Below are 16,685 nucleotides of genomic sequence, written 5' to 3'. Positions count from 1 at the left end.
TTCTTCTCGTCGGCGAACGGGAACTCCGCGAAGCCGCCGACGTTCTTCCACGCCTGCACGTTGCCGTCGCGCACCGTCATGATCTCGGCGCGGCCGTCGTTGTCGAGGTCGGCGAAGAACAGGTTGTTCTTGGCGAAACCGGTCGCGATCTTGTGCGACGCGTCCCACGGGCGCTCTTCGGCGAACCCGGTCGCGTTGCGCCACGCCAGCACGTCACCGTTGGGCTGCACCGCGATGATCTCGGCCTTGCGGTCACCGTTGAGGTCGGCGAAGAAGATGTTGTCGCGGGTGAAGCCGTCGGCGATCAGCTTGTCGCCGTCGTACATCTCGGCCGCCGGTGCCAGGCCCTTGGCGTTGCGCCAGGCCTTCACCGTGCCGTCGGGCAGCACCGAGATCGTGTCCTTGTCGCCGTCACCGTCGACGTCGGCGAACTGCAGGGCGTCGGCCTCGAAGCCCGTGCCGATCGTGGCGGACTCGCCCCACGGCCGATCGCCGCCCAGGCCGTTGACGTTGCGCCACGCCAGCACGTCACCGTTGGGCTGCACGGCCGCGATGTCGGTCTTGCCGTCACCGGTGAGCGACGACCCGGACTGGGCGGGCACTCCCGAGTTGAAGCGGTAGAGGTCGTTGTTGCGCATGACCTTGATGACCTTGGGACCGTAGGTGCCGTCGGTCGCGTAGACCTTGCCGATCTCCGTGACGAACCGGTCGGGGTCGTTGGTGAACTGGAACGCGGGCCGGTAGGCGGCGACCGTGGTGAGGATCCGGCCGTAGTCGCGGAACGAGTCCTCCATCGAGCGGTAGACGCGGAACCACCTCTTGACCGTCTGGCAGGTCGGCTCGCACTCGATGGTGCTGTACTCGTGGCAGCCGATGGCGATCGGGCCCTTGGCGTCCGGGCTGGTGCACTTGACGCCGAAGTAGTTCTTGTCGTTGCGGGCCGAGTTGCTGGTGCCCCACGCGGACTCGTGGATCGCCTGCCCCATCGCGACGCTCGTCGGGATCTGGTGCTGCGCCTGCTGTGCCTGGGCGTAGGGCAGGATCGTGTTGATGAAGTCGGGGTTCGCCTCGGCGGTGCCGGTGACGCTCGCGGCCAGGGCCAGGCCGAGCAGACCGGTGGTGATGAGCTTCTTCATGTCACTGTCCTTTCTGGATCGCCGGTCTGCTACAGGAAGAAGATGTTGTCGTTGCCGAAGCCGTCACCGATGACCTTGTGGTCGCCGAACGGGTTCTCGGCGAAGCCGCGGGTGTTCTGCCAGGCCCAGACCTGACCGTCAGGCTGCACCGTGATGATCTCGGCGCGGGCGTCGCCGTTGATGTCGCCGAAGTGCAGGTTCTCCTTGGTGAAGCCGACACCGATCTTCTTCTCGTCGGCGAACGGGAACTCCGCGAAGCCGCCGACGTTCTTCCACGCCTGCACGTTGCCGTCGCGCACCGTCATGATCTCGGCGCGGCCGTCACCGTCCAGGTCGGCGAAGGACAGGTTGTCCTTCGAGAAACCGGTCGCGATCTTGTGCGACGCGTCCCACGGGCGTTCCCCTGCGAACCCGCTCGCGTTGCGCCACGCCAGCACGTCACCGTTGGGCTGCACGGCCATGATCTCGGCCTTGCGGTCGCCGTTGAGGTCGGCGAAGAAGATGTTGTCGTTGCTGAAGCCGTCGGCGATCAGCTTGTCGCCGTCGTAGAGATCAGCGGTGGGAGCCCAGCCCTTGGCGTTGCGCCACGCCTGCACGGTCCCGTTGTCCTGCACCGCGATCGTGTCCTTGTCGCCGTCACCGTCGACGTCGGCGAACTGCAGCTTCTCCTTGGTGAACCCGGCGGCGATGACGACGCTGGCGTCCCACGGGCGCTCACCGGACAGGCCGTTGGCGTTGCGCCACGCCATGACCTCGCCGTTGGCCTGCACGACCGCGATCTCGGCCTTGGTGTCGCCGGTCAGCGACGAACCGACCTGCGTGGGCGAGTCGTCGACGATGTGGTCGTAGCGGATCGGCTGGTAGCTGCGGGTCTCGGTGGCGTTCCACGTGGTGCGGTGCGCGGGGCCGGGCCCGCCGTGGTTGAGCACGACCGCGCTGGTCTTGGCGGCGTCCGCCCAGCGCTCGAAGATCGCGACGTGCTGGCCGGGCCGGTTCAGCGCGTCACCCGGCTTGAGCTCGGCGAACGAGATGTTGTGCGAGATCAGGTGGATGTCGCTGGTGGTGTACGAGCGGCGGGCGTTCCACGACATCGAGGCATGCCCGGAGCAGTCCATCCGGTACTCGCCGAGCGAGTTGGTGTAGCAACGCCCCTGGTTGTAGCCGACCTTCTCGTTGATCCAGGTCTGCGCCCTGGCGAGCACCTGGCTGCGGGTCACCTGCTCGTTCTGGCCGTTGTCGGCGCAGGTCAGCATGATGTTGAAGTCGTCGGCCGCCGCGGTGGCGATGCCGGGAGCACCCAGCACTCCGGCACATGCGATGGCGATGGCGATTGCGCTGCGAATCTTCATCAGAGTTCCCCAGTCCCTCTTGGTCTTCCCCCAGTACGAGGCTTTCGGCCTCGATGGACAAAGACTCGCGGACCGGTCTGCAAGATCGCTCCAAGCCGCCTGCAGGTGACCTGCAGGCGGCCTGCAGAAGCGCCTACCTGGGCAGATACGCCCGGTGCTGCTTGGAGAACTCGTAGTTGTTGAACTTGTCCCAGTTGATCGACCAGGTCATCAGGCCGCGCAGGTTCGGGTAGACACCCTTCGGTTTGTAGCTGCCACAGCCCGAGCCCTTCGTCAGGCAGTTGAGCGCGGTGTGGACGTCGGCCACGGAGGTGAACCCGTTGCCGGCCGGGACCGCCGCGGGCAGGCCGATCGCGACCTGTTCCTGGCGCAACGGCGCGAACACCTTCGAGGTGTCACCACGCACCGGGAACCCGGCGAGGACCATGTCGGCCATCGCGATGTGGAAGTCCGAGCCGCCCATGAAGTGGTACTGGTTGTCCAGGCCCATCACAGGTCCCGAGTTGTAGTGCTGGACGTGCAGCAACGTCAGGTCGTTGCGCATCGCCTCGATCACCGGCAGGTACGCGCCGGTGCGCGCGTCGCCACCGCCCGCGCCACCATAGAACTGGTAGCCGACCTGCACGAAGAACGTCTCCGGCGCCATCGTGAGCACGAAGTTGGCTCCGTAGCGCGACTTCAGCGACCTGAGCGCCGAGATCAGGTTCACGACCACCGGCGTGGTCGGGTTCTTGAAGTCGACGTCACCCGAGTTGAGCGACAACGAGTGACCCTCGAAGTCGACGTCGAGTCCGTTCAGGCCGTACTTGTCGATGATCGCCGAAACGGACCGCACGAACGCGTCGCGCGCCCCCGTCGTCTCCAGCCGCACCTGGCCGTTCTGGCCGCCGATGGAGATCAGCACCTTCTTGCCCTTTTGCTGCTGGGCCCGGATGCCCGCGATGAACTGGGCCTCGGACTCGACGTTCGGGCACTCCGCCACCGGGCACTGGGCGAACCGCAGCTCACCTGAGGTCGCGCTGGTCGGCTCGGCGAACGAGAGGTTGATGACGTCCCACTCGTCCGGCACGTCGCTCATCCGGATGTAGCCGGAACCGTTGGCGAAGCTGGCGTGCAGGTAACCGACGAGCACCTTGCGCGGCAGGCTGCCCGTGGGCGGCGGACCGGTCGTGGTGGTCGTCGTTGTCGTGGTCGTCGTCGTTGTGGTGGTGGACGTGGACGTCGGCGGGTTGCCGCCGCCGGTGCAGGCCGCACCGTTGATCTTGCAGTTCGCCGGATCGGCGGTGCCGCTGGCGTTGTAGCCGAAGGTGACGCTGGCGCCGGGCGCGACCGAGCCGTTGTACTCGCGGTTGGCGAACGCGTAGTGGTTGCCGCTCTTGGTGAGCAGCGAGTCCCAGTAGGCACCGACGGTCGTCGACGCCGGGTAGTCGAACTCGACCTTCCAGGAGCTGATGGCCGCGCTGGTCTCGTTCTTGATCGTCACCGTGGCGGTGTAGCCGGTGTCCCAGGACTGCTTGGAGAACGTCGCCGTGACTCCGGCAGCGCTGGCAGGGGCGAGGCTGACGATGATGGTTCCGAGAACCAGTGCGGCCACCGCGGATATTCGGGCGAACAACATGGCTGCTCCATCCCACACGTTGGCGGCCGGCAGGGGGTCATCCGAATTGGACTAGACCATCTACCCCGAGTCAAGGGCCGTAGACTCCCCGGTCGTGCCCCACGCTCGTGCCGCCGACGGAACCGCGCTCTGCTATTCGGTGGAAGGCTCGGGCCCTCCCCTGTTGCTGATCGCGGGCCAGTCGAACTCCTCCCGCTGGTGGACGCAGGTGCGGCCGTCGTTCGCCGCGGCGTTCACGACGATCGTCACCGACCACCGCGGCACCGGTTCCAGCGACAAACCCGACTCGCCGTACAGCACCCAGCTCTTCGCCTCGGACTGCGTCGCGATCCTCGACGACGCCGGCATCGACAGGGCCCACGTCTACGGCACGTCGATGGGCGGGCGGATCGCGCAGTGGATCGCGGCCTCGTACCGCGACCGCGTCGACCGGCTGGTGCTGGGCTGCACCTCGCCGGGCGGGCCGCACGCGATCGAGCGCAGCGCCGAGGTGCGCAGGTCGCTGGCGCAGGTCGACCCGATGAAGGCGCGCAAGGCGTTGGAAGACCTGATGTACACACCGGCGTACCGCGGGCCGTACAACACGCTCGGCGACCCGCAGATGCCGCCGCACGCCCGCAAGCGGCACTTGTTCGCAAGCGCCGAGCACGACGCGTGGGACGTGCTGCCGTCGATCACCGCGCCGACCCTCGTGGTGCACGGGACCGACGACATCTTCAACCCGGCGGCCAACGCTCCCCTGATCACCGCACGGATTCCCGGCGCCAGGATGCACCTGATCGAAGGCGCCCGGCACGGCTACTTCGAGGAGTTCCGCGACGTGGCGACGCCACTGGTGACGGACTTCCTCAGCCCGTGACCCACCGCAGGCCGCGCATCAACGCGTGCCCCGCGAACCGCACACCGGTGGCCTCGGCGATCGGCAGGTAGGGCAGCCGCAACGGGATCCGCGCCCACACCGGCAACGACGATACGGCCGTGGCGGCGAGAATCGCGTACGGGCCCTTGACCAACAGCGGCAACGGCGCCTTGAGCAACAGGAACCGGGCCGCCTCGCGAGCCTCGCGGGTGCCTTTGAGCTCGCCGCGGTAGCCGTCAAGGCGCGCCTCGAGTTCGGCCGTGGTGCGCGGCGGATCCGGCACGCCCATGGCGTCCGCGATGACCGCCATGTCGGCGACGTACCCGTCGTAGTCGTCCAGGGGCTGCTCGCCGTAGCGCTGATGGCAGCGCAGGAAGCTGTCGACCTCGGCCACGTGCACCCAGGCGAGCAGGTGCGGGTCGTCGGCCCGGTAAGCACGCCCGTCCGGCGCGATGCCGTGGATGTGCTCGTGGACGCGCCCGAGGCGTTCAATGGCCTTGTGCGCGTCCACGACGGTGCCGTAAGTCGTGGTGCCGACGAACAGGCTGGTGCGCTGCAACCGCCCCCAGGGATCGGTGCGGTAGTCGGAGTGCTGCGCCACCGCGGCCATCGCCAACGGGTGCAACGACTGCAGCAGCAACGCCCGCAGGCCGCCGATGAACATCGCGTGGTCGGCGTGGACGTGCCGGATCGGGCGGTCGTCCGCGAACATGCGCGGGCCGGGAGTCTCGTGGATCCGCCGGGCGTGCTTCATCCGGTCCGGACCCGCGACCTTCTCGAAGAGCCCGTCGCTCAGCTGACGCCGCAGTGCCTCCAGCATCCGTCCATCATGCGTTCCAGTACTCGCGTTCGGGAAGACGCAGCCACAGATCAGGCGAGGTGAACGCCCGATCGTCCGCCAGCCGAAGCCCCGCGTACGCACAGCAGAACGCCGCCGCCTCACCCAGGTAGAGGTGAGCCCGCAGCACGTCCTCCCCGGTCTCCTCCTCGGCGACGCCACCGCCGGGATGCAGGTCCCATTCGACGGTGTCGCCGTCGCGGTGGATGCTGCCCTGGTTGCCGCTCTTGGGGTTGGCGTACATGCCGTACCCGACCGAGCCGGCGGTCAGCCGACGGAGCACACCCGGCATCGACGCGTCGAAGCCCCACGGCTGCACCAGCACACATCCGCCGGGCACGGTCGTGACGCCGATCGTGCCCTCGGCGTCACCCTCGAAGGGGTCCTCCCACCAGTCCTCCAGCTCATCCTCGGACACCTCGACCGATTCCGCCTCCAGCAACCGCAGGGCCGACTCCGCGTCAACGCCCGCGACGCACGCCAGGCTGTAACCGTCGTCCTCCGGCATGCCGCCGAGCGCCGCCACGAGCCGGTCGCGTTCCTCCACGGCGGCCAGTTCCTCCGGCGTGAGCACCTCGTCCGTCGGGAGCGGGTACGCGGTGGCGAGGCTGAGCCGGGCCGGTGACCAGCCGTACATCATGGGGCGCAACGGATCCGCCCCCACTGCCAGCAGCGCCGCGACGTTGTCGGGCCTGCTCGCGTGGACCGCGCGCCACAGCGCCGTGCGATCCTCGTCCATCTCGTCGATGTTCGTGGCTTGGCGGATCAGTGGCGCCAGGTCCTGCGCCGACTCGAACTCTGCCGCCCAGTGCAACTTCGAAAGCCAGTCATCCCCCATGGGAACGGCACCCTACCGAGGCGGGGTGCCGTTCCGCCGGGGATTCAGGCGATCGCGATCTGATCCAGATCAGGAGCCCCGGCCTGATCGTTGCCGAACCTGATCGTGTTCACCCCCGCGTTCAACGCCACCGAAATCTCGGCCACGTACGGAGTGCTGTTGCCGACCCCGTTGAGCTTCACCTCGACCGGCGCCCCACCGTTCACCGACACGAAGTACGACCGAGGCCCGTTCACCGTGAAGTGGATGAACAACCGATAGGTACCGGCAGCAGGCACAGACACGTTGGGGAAGATCACCGCCGCCTCCGGAGAACCACCGATGTTGCGCACCTTCTCCGCGCCCGAACACGCCCCGCACCCGGTCAAACCGGTGCTGCCGAAGGTGTTAGCCGAATCCTCGGCCTCACGCACGAACACGCGGTCCGCGGGCCTGGTGCGCACCGGCACCGTGCCCGACACCTTCCGGTCTGAGCTCAGCAGCTGGAACGACGCCGCCACCGGGATGCTCACCGAACCCACGTCGGCACCGGCGGGCGAGGTGACGGTCCAGGTGCCTTCGAGCAGACCGGCCAGGCGCATCGACGACCGGGTCGCGGGCGCGCCGGTCACCGTCCAGCCGGCGGGCAGGACCGGTGCCAGCGAGACGGCGTCGATCTGGTCGTCGGCGTCGAGGCGCAGCCGTGCGGTGATCTTCACGGACTGCTGCCCCGGCGCGACCCACTGGATGCCGTGGGGCAGCACGGTCAGCGTGGTCTTCGGCGTGTAGTTCGACGGCGGCAGGCCGCCGACCGAGATCCGGTCGAGGCCCACGGCCTTGCCCGTGCTGAAGACTCGGACCGTGTTGCTGCCCGCGTTCAGCGGCACCGCGACCGAGGTCGGATCGGGCACGTCGGCGCGGTCCGCGGGCACCGCGACGGACACCGGTGCGCCGCCGTTCACCGAGACCGACACCGAGGACGCGGAGCCAGCCGTGAGGTCGAGGCGCAGGTTGTAGGTTCCTGCCGTGGCAACGGAAACATCCCGGTAGGTCACGGCGTTGCGCTCGCCGCCGCCGAGTCCGGTCACCTGCCGTTGCCCGGAGCACGCCGCGCAGAACGTGCCGCGGACGGCACCCGACCGAGCGGCGTGCTCGGCCTCCAGCGCGCCAGCCCGGCTGGAGCGCGGGTAGCTGTGCCCGACCCGGATCTCGTCGATCTTCAGTGCCTTGAAGTACACCGGGGCCTGCGACCCGCCCCAAGTGTCGAGCACGGTCAGCCTCAGGAACCGCGCCTCCTGCGACCCGATGTCGATGAACTGCGTGCCCCGCGCCGATGGCAGCGAACCGGACCGCACGTGCCACCAGTTGCGGCCGTCATCGGACGCCGTCAGCTGGTAGTCCTTGATACGACTCGAATCCTCTGGCCGGCCGAACGACACGCGGGCGTGCGTGGGCGACGACTCGCGCTGGTTGATCGCGAGGAACGCGGCCTCCTTGCGGCGGCCGAGGTCCAGGGAGATCGAGACGGGCTGTGCGGCGTTGGCGTCCCAGAACTTCTCGTAGCTGCCGTCGGTCAGGTTGGCGGCGGGGAAACCGTCCTTCGAGGACGTCGCGGAGGCCTTGACGCCGGTGTAGAAGCCTTGCTGCCCGGCGGTTTCCACGGCGAACACCGTGTCGTACTCATCCCACTTCGTGATGCCTTCGATGCTCACGTGCCCGGCGGACTGCGAGAACCTCATCCGCTCGCCGGTCCGCAGATCCGTCACGCGCGTGACGCGGTATCCGTTGTCCCGCAACCGGACGAAGTCGGTACGAGGTCGGGTGACCACGTGCACGTACTGCTTGCCGCTGGCAGGGTTGATGGTGATCACGCCGTGCGCGCCGTCGTTCCAGAACCCTGGCTGCATGCCGCCGTACATGTACCCGGCACCCTCAACCCCTTGCAGCGACTCACGAATCGGCTGCACCCACGACGACATGAAGTTGTTGAACGTCTCCTGCTGCGTTGGCATGCGGCCGTTCACCATCGGCGTCTCGGCCATCAGCGACTTGATCGACGTGCCGGCGTTCGTGATGTAGCGGCCGGTGTTCAGGCGCGTGTCGACGGCGTGGTTGCCGCCGTCGTACCACCAGTCGCCGGTGTTGGGCAGCTTGTAGCAGGCCTCGGACAGGCGCGGCATCGGCGTGAACGTCGCCGCCGGGTAGTCGTAGGACGGGAACATGCCGGTCTTCTGCTCGTTCGAGACCGTGTCCATGATCGGCGTGTCCTCGTTGTTGTTGCTCAGCAACCAGGTCGGCTGCAGCTCGCGGATCTGCTCGTAGAGCCTGTTGCGCTCCCAGTACTCGTTGTCGTTGTCGATCCAGAAGCCGGCGAGGTCGTTGTAGTTCTTCATGACCTCGAAGAAGAGGTCGTAGCTGTACTTGCCGAAGCCCTCGCGGGTGGTGAGGTCGACCTGCTCGCCCTTGTGAGCGGAGTAGGCGGCCGAGTCGAGCATCTGCACGCCCTGCTCGCTGTGCCACTGCGGGTCGTCGGTCATGTAGAGGATGACCTTGACGCCCTTGGCCTTGCCCGCCTTGGCCAGTTCGCCGAGCAGGTCGCGCTGCGTCGCGCAGCTGCCGGGGATCTTGGACGGCCACGGCCGCGCGTAACCGAGCCGGCTGTGGAACGTCGCGAGCACGACGTAGGAGGCGCCGAGCTTGCGGGCCTCGTCGATCCAGTAGTCGGGGGTCCACCCGCCGCCGGTGACGTCGCGCTCCCACTCGGCGCAGTTCAGGTGCTTCGGGGCGGTGAACATGCCCCAGTGCAGGAACAGGCCGGCGGTCGACTTGCGCAGCCACTCCTGTCTCGGGTGCTGCACCTCGGCCTGGGCCCCGGCAGGCAGGGCGACCGTCACCAGGCCAGCGAGCAGCGCGGCCACCACGGCCACACACAAACGTCGTAGTGCCATGACCATCGCATTCTCGTCGGGGCGGCGGCGAGAGGTCCGATGATTACAACCGGGACAGGGCGGGTCAAGCCTACGACGGACCTGGATCGTGGGTACTCATCGGATCTGTCAGGACACCTGGACGGCCGGATCGGCCTTGAGCGTGCCGTCGCGCAGCCACCACCTGGTCAGCGAGGCGCCGGTCGGGCAGCAGTTCGCGTCGGCCGGCCGGTACCAGAGCTCCTTGACCGTGATCGCGCCCTTCTCGAACCTCGGCTCCGTCAGCATCGGCACGTGCGGCGCGTCGTCGCGCATCGTCGTCGTGCTGATCTCGCCGATGATTTCGGGGTTGCCGTTCGCCGCCCGCACCACGACGAACCCGAACGCCAGCTGGCTCGACTCGGTGCCACACCCCATCGACAGCGCGGCCTCGTCCCTGCCGTCCGCGTCGACATCGCCGTACGAAACGGGCTGGCGGGAGTCGAGCCACAGGTCGACCTCGCCCCAGGTCGTCGAGCGGGCCTGCGCCTTGCCTTCCTGGAGGGTCACCGGTCCTTCGACACCGCAGAAGTCCGCGGTCACCGTCGCCCGCTGCCAGTCCACGCCGTGCAGGTCGTCGGGTGACTTGCCCGGCGACGACGTACACGCGGCGAGAAGCACCACCAGCGGAAGAAGACGCTTCACCGCATTTCCCTTCACGCGCACGGCTGTCCGGGTGAACACCCTTACATCACCGCAGAACTCTCCACCGTCGGCGCCGAGACGTGGTAACACACGTTTGGCCTCTCACGATCAGCGGATGGCAGCAGAGGGAGATGAGCACCAGATGATCGACGCAGACCTGCCGGGTTTCTTCCACGACGCGGACGGGGCCGCCGCGCGGGGGCAGCGGCAGACGCTCGCGCTCGGCAGACTGCGCCTGCTCAGCGCCATCATCGCGGCGCTCGGCGGCGCGCTGACGTGGAAGGCGGGCAAGATCGACCTCTGGGCGGTCGTGTCGATGGCCGGGTTCCTCGCGGCGCTGTACGCCGAGGTCAGGCTGTGGAACCTCAAGCCGGAGGACGACTGGAAGTCCGGCCGCGCTGTGGCCGAGGCCATCAAGTCGCTGGCCTGGCGGTTCTCCGTGGCGGGCAACCCGTTCCCGCACGACCTGCCGAAGGCCCGCCAGGAGCTCGCGGCCCAGACCGCCGACGTCGTGCGCAAGAACGGCCAGAACCTCGCGATGGACAGCGCGAACCCGTCCGCCACGCCGCAGATGACCGAGCTGCGCGGCAGGCCGTTCGAGGAGCGCCGGCGCCAGTACATCGAGTGCCGCGTGCGCGACCAGAAGATCTGGTACTCGAAGAAGTCCCGCAGCAACAAGGACCGCGCGTCGCTGTGGCGCGGCGCGCTGATCCTCGGCGAGCTGCTCGCGATCCTGCTGGCGGGCGGCCGCGCGGTCGGGTTCTGGGACGTCGACATCTCCGGCGTGATGGCCGCGGCCGTCGCGGGTGGTGCGGCGTGGCTCGGCGTCAAGCAGCACGAGACGTTGCGGCTGAGCTACGGGGCCGCGGCCACGAACCTCGCCCTGCAGGAGGAGAGGCTGGCCGACGCGGACGAGCGCGAGTGGGCGGCGATGGTGGCGGACACCGAGGAAGCGATCAGCCGTGAGCACGCCGCGTGGCTCGCGTCCCGGCCGACCACGACCTGACCAGGCGGTGGGTGGTCGTGCTCGCCACCACCACCCACGACCGAGCTAAGCCAACGCCTCCACCACGCGGGACACCATCTCCTTCTCGGCCACAGCCACCTCTCCGTCCGCACCCGCCACCGACCGGCACATCTCCGTCACGGCGGCGCGGAAGATCGGGACGTCACGCGGTTCGTGCGCGGTGATGATCTGCACCGCCGAGCGCAGCGCAGCCAGGACGCCCGCCTCCACATCGGACGGCGAGCCGGCGGGCAGTGAGGGCGGGGCGGCGGCGATGACGGCACGCAGGTCGTCCGAGAGCAGGGTGGTGGCCCTGATGCCCGCCTGGCTCTCCTCGTCGACCGAGCCGGGGTCCGCCGTGGACACCAGCACCATGGCACCGAAAACGGCCGTGCGGAGGGTCTGCCCCTCCGCCTCCGTGTACGCAGTCATGGGCGCAAGCCTATGCAACGATCAGTGGCTATGAGTGCGGGTCAGGTCCTCGGCGCCAACATCAGGGCGTTCCGGGAGCAGCGCGGGTTGTCCCTGTCGGAGCTCGCGCGGCGGTCGTCCATCGCCAAGGGCACGCTGTCCCAGCTGGAGAGCGGTGCGGGTAACCCCACCATCGACACAGTGTTCAGTTTGTCGAACGCTTTGGACGTGCCGGTGTCGGAGCTGGTGACCGAGCGGCAGCCTCCCGACGTCGTGCTGGTCCGGGCGAAGGACGTCGAGGTGCTCAGCAGCAACGCCGTCGACCTGCGGCTGATGCGGCGGATGGACATCGCGGACACCGTCATCGAGATCTACGACCAGCGGGTGCGGCCCGGCGCGACGCAGACCAGCGAAGGTCATCCCGGCAAGGAGCACGTGCTGGTCACCAGCGGGCGGCTGCTGGTCGGGCCGACCGAGCGGCCGTTCGAGCTCGGGCCCGGCGACTACGTGTGCTTCCCCGGCACGGTCCCGCACTCGTACGAGACCGTCGAAGGTGAGGTCAGCTCGGTACTGGTGCTGGAGTATCCGAAGCACTAACGTTCATTCTAATGAACGGAGGTGGCGATGCACCCGGACGTCGTGGTCGTGGGGGCGGGCATCATCGGGGCCGCGTGTGCGCAGGCGCTGCACAGCCGCGGGCTCGACGTCCTCGTCGTTGATCGCCACGGACCCGCGTCGGGCACGAGCGCCGCCGGCGAGGGCAACGTCCTGGTCAGCGACAAGGAGCCCGGCCCCGAGCTCGACCTCGCCAGGGCGAGCCGGGAGCTGTGGCCGGCACTGGCCGAGGACGCCGAGTGGGAGGAGAAGGGCGGGCTGGTCGTCGCCACGACGAGGGACGCCGCCGAGCCGCTCAAAGCCTTCGCCGCCCGGCAACGGGCAGCGGGCATCGACGCGTGCGAACTGACTGCGGCGGAGGCGCTGAGCCACGAGCCGCACCTGAACCCGGAGATCACCGCCGCCGTCCACTACCTGCAGGACGCGCAGCTCAACCCGGTGAAAGCCACGAAGTCGCTGCTGCGCGGCATCAGGATCATCACCGTCGAGGTGTCCACAACGGACGGCCGCTCGGTCACCACCGGCCAGGGCGTGATCCACTGCGGGGCGGTCGTCAACGCCACCGGCCCGTGGGCGCGCGACTTCGGCGTCAACATCCTCCCCCGCCGCGGCGTCGTCCTGGTCACCACGCCGCTCCCCGGCGCGATCAGGCACAAGGTCTACGACGCGGACTACGTCGGCGCGGTCGCGAGCGGTGACGCGGACCTGCAGACGTCCGGTGTCGTCGAGTCGACGCAGGCGGGCACGGTGCTGATCGGGTCGAGCCGCCAGCGAAGGGGCTTCGACGACACGATCGAGACCAGGGTGCTGAAAGCATTGGCGCGCAAAGCAATCGCACTCTTCCCCATGCTGGCGGACGTTCCGGTGATGCGCGCCTACGGTGGTTTCCGCCCGTACGCGCCGGATCACCTGCCGGTCATCGGCGCCGACCCGCGCACGCCCGGCCTCTGGCACGCCACCGGCCACGAGGGCGCGGGCGTCGGCCTCGCCCCGGCGACCGGCCGGCTGCTCGCCGAGCTGCTGACCGGCGCCACCCCGCACGTCGATCCCCACCCGTTCCGCGTCGACCGGCAGGAGGTGATGGTGTGAAGGTCACGTTCAACGGCCTGCCGCGCGAGGTCGCGCACGTCGCGGAACTGTTGCCCGGCCGGTACTTCTGCGGCATCGGCGTGTGCTTCGGCTGCGTCGCGGAGATCAACGGCACCCCCGAGGTCCGCGCCTGCCGCCACCAGCTGCGCGACGGTGACGTGATCAGGACCCAGAAATGAAGCCAGCCATGAAGATCGTCGTGGTGGGAGCGGGACCGGCCGGGATGGCCGCCGCCAGAACCGCCGCCGACGCGGGCGCCGACGTCACGATGGTCGACGCGGAACCCGAGGCCGGTGGCCAGTTCCTGCGCGGCAGGGCCATGTTCGAGCACCCCGGGGTCACGCACCTCAAGAACACCGAGGCGTGGCTGGTCGAGGGCAACACACTGCACCTTCGGGGCCCGCGACAGCTGCACTTCGACGCGTTGATCATCGCGACCGGCGCCTACGACCGGCCGCTGCCTTTCCCCGGCTGGGACGGTCCCGGCGTGATCACCGCGGGCGCCGCGCAAGCGCTGGCGAAACAGGGCGTCACGCTGGCCGAACGCGTGATCGTCGCGGGGACCGGCCCGTTCCTGCTGCCGGTCGCCACCGCGTTGCAGGACCTCGGCGCCACGCTCGTCGGCGTCTACGAGGCGTCCTCACCGGCCCGGTGGCTGCGCGAGGCGAGGGCCGTCGCGGCGAACCGGCACAAGATCGCCGAGCTCGCCCGGTACCGGAAGGTGCTGGCACACCTGGAAACCCGCACCGCGGTGATCGCCAAGCACGGCCACCGCGTGACCGTCGCGAAGCTCGACCGGCACTGGCGCCCGGTCAGCCACCGCACCGTGCAGGCCGACCTGGTGTGCATCGGCTACGGCTTCCTCCCGCGCACCGACCTCGTGCCGAACGCCCGGCGCACCAACGACTTCCTCGTCGTCGACGAACGCCAGCAGACCTCGGTCGAGGGCATCTACGCCGCCGGCGAGGTCACCGGCATCGGCGGCGCGGACCTCGCCGAGGCGGAGGGCGTCGTCGCCGGAGCCGCTGCGGCACACCAGGAACCGCCCGCGAAAGCGCTCGACGCCGTGCGCAGGGGCCGCCTGTTCGCCGAGGCCCTGGCCAGGGCGCACGCCGTCCAGCCCGGCTGGCAGACGTGGCTGACCCCGGACACCACCGTGTGCCGCTGCGAGCAGGTCCGGCTCGAGGACCTCACCCAGGCGAGCAGCATGCGGGAGCTGAAGCTCACCAGCCGGGTCGCGATGGGCCGCTGCCAGGGCCGCATCTGCGCCCGCAACGCCGCCGAGCTCACCGGCATCCCGTTCGACGCCCAGCGCCGCGTGATCGCGGTCCCGATTCCGCTGGGCGAACTCGCCGCACTCCCGGACGAGGAACAGACATGACCGGACGCCGAGACCGCGCCGGCGTCGCCACCCGCACTCCCAGAGGAGCCAGCATGACCGAGCGCCTGGACGGCGTCATCGTCGCCACCGCACTCCCCTACGCCGAGGACGCGAAGGCCCCGGCGGGCCTCAAGCCCGACCTGGACAAGTTCGCCGAGCACTGCCGCTGGGTCGTCGAGAACGGCTGCCGCGGCGTCGGCCCCAACGGCTCACTGGGCGAGTACTCATCCCTGACCGACGCGGAACGCCGTGAGGTGGCCCAGACCGCCATCGCGGCCGTCCAAGGCATCGGCATCGCGGTCATCGGCGTCCACGGCGTGGGCGCCCACCAGGCCCGGCACTGGGCCGAGCTGGCCGCCGAGGACGGCGCGGACGGCGTGCTGTGCCTGCCGCCCACGATGTACCGGGCGAACCGGCACGAGGTCGTGCACCACTTCCGCGAGGTCGCGAAGGCCGGGCTGCCGATCATGGTCTACAACAACCCGATCGACACCAAGGTGGATCTCACGCCGGACCTGATCGCCGAGCTCGGCCAGATCGAGCAGGTGGTGGCGGTGAAGGAGTTCTCCGGCGACGTCCGGCGCGTGCTGGAGATCCGCGCCGCCGCCCCGCACCTCACCGTCGTGGCCGGCGCGGACGACGTGGTGCTGGAGAGCCTGCTGATGGGCGCCACGGGCTGGTTCGCCGGGTTCCCCAACGTGTTCCCCGCCGAGTGCGCGACCCTGTTCTCGCTGGCCCAGCAGGGCGAACTCACCGAGGCGAGGGAGCTGTACGAGCGGCTGGTGCCGTCGTTCCGCTGGGACTCGCGCACCGAGTTCGTGCAGGCCATCAAGCACGCCATGGACTTCGTCGGCCGCTTCGGCGGGCCCTGCCGTCCCCCTCGCGGCCCGCTCACCCCCGAGCACCTCGCCCAGCTCGACGCGGACATGAAGCTGGCGACCTCATGAAGTTCGCCAAGTACTTCAGCGCCGTCGACTCGCACACCGAGGGCATGCCGACGCGCGTGATCACCGGCGGCGTCGGCGTGATCCCCGGCGAGACCATGGCGGACAAGCGCCTGAACTTCATCAAGAACCACGACCACATCCGCAGGCTGCTGGTCAACGAACCGCGCGGCCACGCGGCGATGAGCGGCGCGATCCTGCAGCCTTCCACGAGACCGGACGCGGACTGGGGCGTGCTGTACATCGAGGTGTCCGGCTGCCTGCCCATGTGCGGGCACGGCACGATCGGCGTGGCGACGGTGCTGGTGGAGACCGGCATGGTCGAGGTGACCGAGCCGGTCACGACGGTCCGGCTGGACACCCCGGCCGGCCTGGTGCTGGCCGAGTACGACACCCGCACGAAGCTCGTGACGATCCGCAACGTCCCGGCCTACGCGCACGAGCTCGACGCCACCGTCGACGTCCCCGGGCTGGGCGAGGTGCGCTACGACATGGCGTACGGCGGCAACTTCTACGCGATCCTGCCGCTCGAGCGGCTCGGCATCCCGTTCGACCGGGCGGAGAAGGACAGGATCCTCGCCGCCGGACTGTCCATCATGGACCGGATCAACGCGGTGAACCGGCCGGTCCACCCGCTCGACCCCGCGATCGGCGGGTGCAAGCACGTCCAGTTCACCGCGCCCGGCCAGGACGGCGCCCACTCGCGCAACGCGATGGCGATCCACCCCGGCTGGTTCGACCGCTCCCCCTGCGGCACGGGCACCTGCGCGCGCATGGCCCAGCTGCACGCCCGCGGTGAGCTCGGAATCGGTGCAGAGTTCGTCAACGAGTCGTTCATCGGCACCAGATTCATCGGAAGGCTGTTGGAAGAAGTGCCGGTCGGAGGCCGCATCGGGGTAGTGCCCACAGTGGCCGGTCGGGCTTGGATCACGGGCATGGGCCAGTACCTCTTGGACGCCACGGATCCCTTTCCGGAAGGGTTCTCGCTCTAGTCACTACCCTCTGTCAGGT

16 protein-coding genes are annotated in these 16,685 nt (G+C 69.1%); 8 read left to right on the top strand and 8 right to left on the bottom strand.

The features are described 5' to 3' along the window. The 3 genes from ACIA8G_RS01835 to ACIA8G_RS01825 form a co-directional block, all read right to left on the bottom strand. Window positions 1-1,136: glucosaminidase domain-containing protein (locus ACIA8G_RS01835; RefSeq protein WP_396416344.1), on the bottom strand; the 1,136-nt coding region annotated here is incomplete at its 3' end. 29 nt (window positions 1,137-1,165) lie between these two features. Continuing rightward, the gene (locus tag ACIA8G_RS01830) at window positions 1,166-2,485 is read right to left on the bottom strand and encodes an FG-GAP repeat domain-containing protein (RefSeq protein ID WP_396416343.1); all 1,320 of its coding nucleotides are present in this window, start codon (window positions 2,483-2,485) and stop codon (window positions 1,166-1,168) included. 133 nt (window positions 2,486-2,618) lie between these two features. Beyond that, on the bottom strand, window positions 2,619-4,103 hold the full coding sequence (locus ACIA8G_RS01825; protein ID WP_396416342.1) for a chitinase: 1,485 nt from the start codon (window positions 4,101-4,103) through the stop codon (window positions 2,619-2,621). Window positions 4,104-4,197: 94 nt separating this feature from the next. Here ACIA8G_RS01825 and ACIA8G_RS01820 point away from each other — a divergent pair, with 94 nt between their 5' ends. Next, window positions 4,198-4,962, top strand: coding sequence for an alpha/beta fold hydrolase (locus ACIA8G_RS01820; protein ID WP_396416341.1), 765 nt, complete (start codon window positions 4,198-4,200; stop codon window positions 4,960-4,962). Here the strand turns inward: ACIA8G_RS01820 and ACIA8G_RS01815 are convergent. The 4 genes from ACIA8G_RS01815 to ACIA8G_RS01800 all read right to left on the bottom strand — a co-directional run bounded on the left by ACIA8G_RS01815 (window position 4,952) and on the right by ACIA8G_RS01800 (window position 10,228). Beyond that, window positions 4,952-5,782, bottom strand: coding sequence for an oxygenase MpaB family protein (locus ACIA8G_RS01815; RefSeq protein ID WP_396416340.1), 831 nt, complete (start codon window positions 5,780-5,782; stop codon window positions 4,952-4,954). The two genes, ACIA8G_RS01820 and ACIA8G_RS01815, sit on opposite strands and share 11 nt — an antisense overlap. A 7-nt stretch (window positions 5,783-5,789) precedes the next feature. After that, entirely contained in the window at window positions 5,790-6,638 is an 849-nt protein-coding gene (locus tag ACIA8G_RS01810) for a hypothetical protein (protein WP_396416339.1), read from the bottom strand. A 44-nt stretch (window positions 6,639-6,682) separates the two neighbouring features. Then, on the bottom strand, window positions 6,683-9,565 hold the full coding sequence (locus ACIA8G_RS01805; protein ID WP_396416338.1) for an alpha-L-fucosidase: 2,883 nt from the start codon (window positions 9,563-9,565) through the stop codon (window positions 6,683-6,685). 108 nt (window positions 9,566-9,673) lie between these two features. Continuing rightward, the gene (locus ACIA8G_RS01800) at window positions 9,674-10,228 is read right to left on the bottom strand and encodes a hypothetical protein (protein ID WP_396416337.1); all 555 of its coding nucleotides are present in this window, start codon (window positions 10,226-10,228) and stop codon (window positions 9,674-9,676) included. Between the two features lie 115 nt (window positions 10,229-10,343). Between ACIA8G_RS01800 and ACIA8G_RS01795 the strand changes: the two genes are divergently transcribed. Beyond that, window positions 10,344-11,234, top strand: coding sequence for a DUF4231 domain-containing protein (locus ACIA8G_RS01795; RefSeq protein ID WP_396416336.1), 891 nt, complete (start codon window positions 10,344-10,346; stop codon window positions 11,232-11,234). Between the two features lie 45 nt (window positions 11,235-11,279). Here ACIA8G_RS01795 and ACIA8G_RS01790 read toward each other — a convergent pair whose 3' ends face one another. Further along, window positions 11,280-11,666, bottom strand: a complete 387-nt coding sequence (locus ACIA8G_RS01790; protein WP_396416335.1) for a hypothetical protein — start codon at window positions 11,664-11,666, stop codon at window positions 11,280-11,282. Window positions 11,667-11,696: 30 nt separating this feature from the next. Between ACIA8G_RS01790 and ACIA8G_RS01785 the strand changes: the two genes are divergently transcribed. From ACIA8G_RS01785 to ACIA8G_RS01760, 6 genes are read left to right on the top strand one after another with little or no spacing between them, the layout of a single operon-like run. Then, window positions 11,697-12,242: a helix-turn-helix domain-containing protein gene (locus tag ACIA8G_RS01785; RefSeq protein WP_396416334.1), complete on the top strand. Its 546-nt coding sequence runs from the start codon at window positions 11,697-11,699 to the stop codon at window positions 12,240-12,242. A gap of 27 nt (window positions 12,243-12,269) precedes the next feature. Continuing rightward, a complete protein-coding gene (locus ACIA8G_RS01780) occupies window positions 12,270-13,349 on the top strand; it encodes an NAD(P)/FAD-dependent oxidoreductase (RefSeq protein ID WP_396416333.1) in 1,080 nt (359 codons plus the stop codon). Further along, window positions 13,346-13,528 carry a 2Fe-2S iron-sulfur cluster-binding protein gene (locus ACIA8G_RS01775; protein WP_396416332.1) on the top strand — a complete coding sequence of 61 codons (183 nt, stop codon included), beginning with the start codon at window positions 13,346-13,348 and terminating at the stop codon, window positions 13,526-13,528. The genes ACIA8G_RS01780 and ACIA8G_RS01775 overlap by 4 nt, the downstream gene beginning before the upstream one ends. An 8-nt stretch (window positions 13,529-13,536) precedes the next feature. Then, window positions 13,537-14,730, top strand: coding sequence for an FAD-dependent oxidoreductase (locus tag ACIA8G_RS01770; protein WP_396416331.1), 1,194 nt, complete (start codon window positions 13,537-13,539; stop codon window positions 14,728-14,730). A 53-nt stretch (window positions 14,731-14,783) separates the two neighbouring features. Further along, window positions 14,784-15,677 (top strand): dihydrodipicolinate synthase family protein, encoded by an 894-nt coding sequence (locus ACIA8G_RS01765; RefSeq protein WP_396416330.1) that lies wholly within the window; start codon window positions 14,784-14,786, stop codon window positions 15,675-15,677. Then, entirely contained in the window at window positions 15,674-16,666 is a 993-nt protein-coding gene (locus ACIA8G_RS01760; RefSeq protein WP_396416329.1) for a proline racemase family protein, read from the top strand. The genes ACIA8G_RS01765 and ACIA8G_RS01760 overlap by 4 nt, the downstream gene beginning before the upstream one ends. Window positions 16,667-16,685: the final 19 nt, after the last annotated feature.

The sequence above is a fragment of the Lentzea sp. NPDC051213 genome, from assembly GCF_044455585.1.
Lineage (GTDB): Bacteria > Actinomycetota > Actinomycetes > Mycobacteriales > Pseudonocardiaceae > Lentzea.
This window is presented reverse-complemented; position numbering and strand designations above follow the sequence as displayed.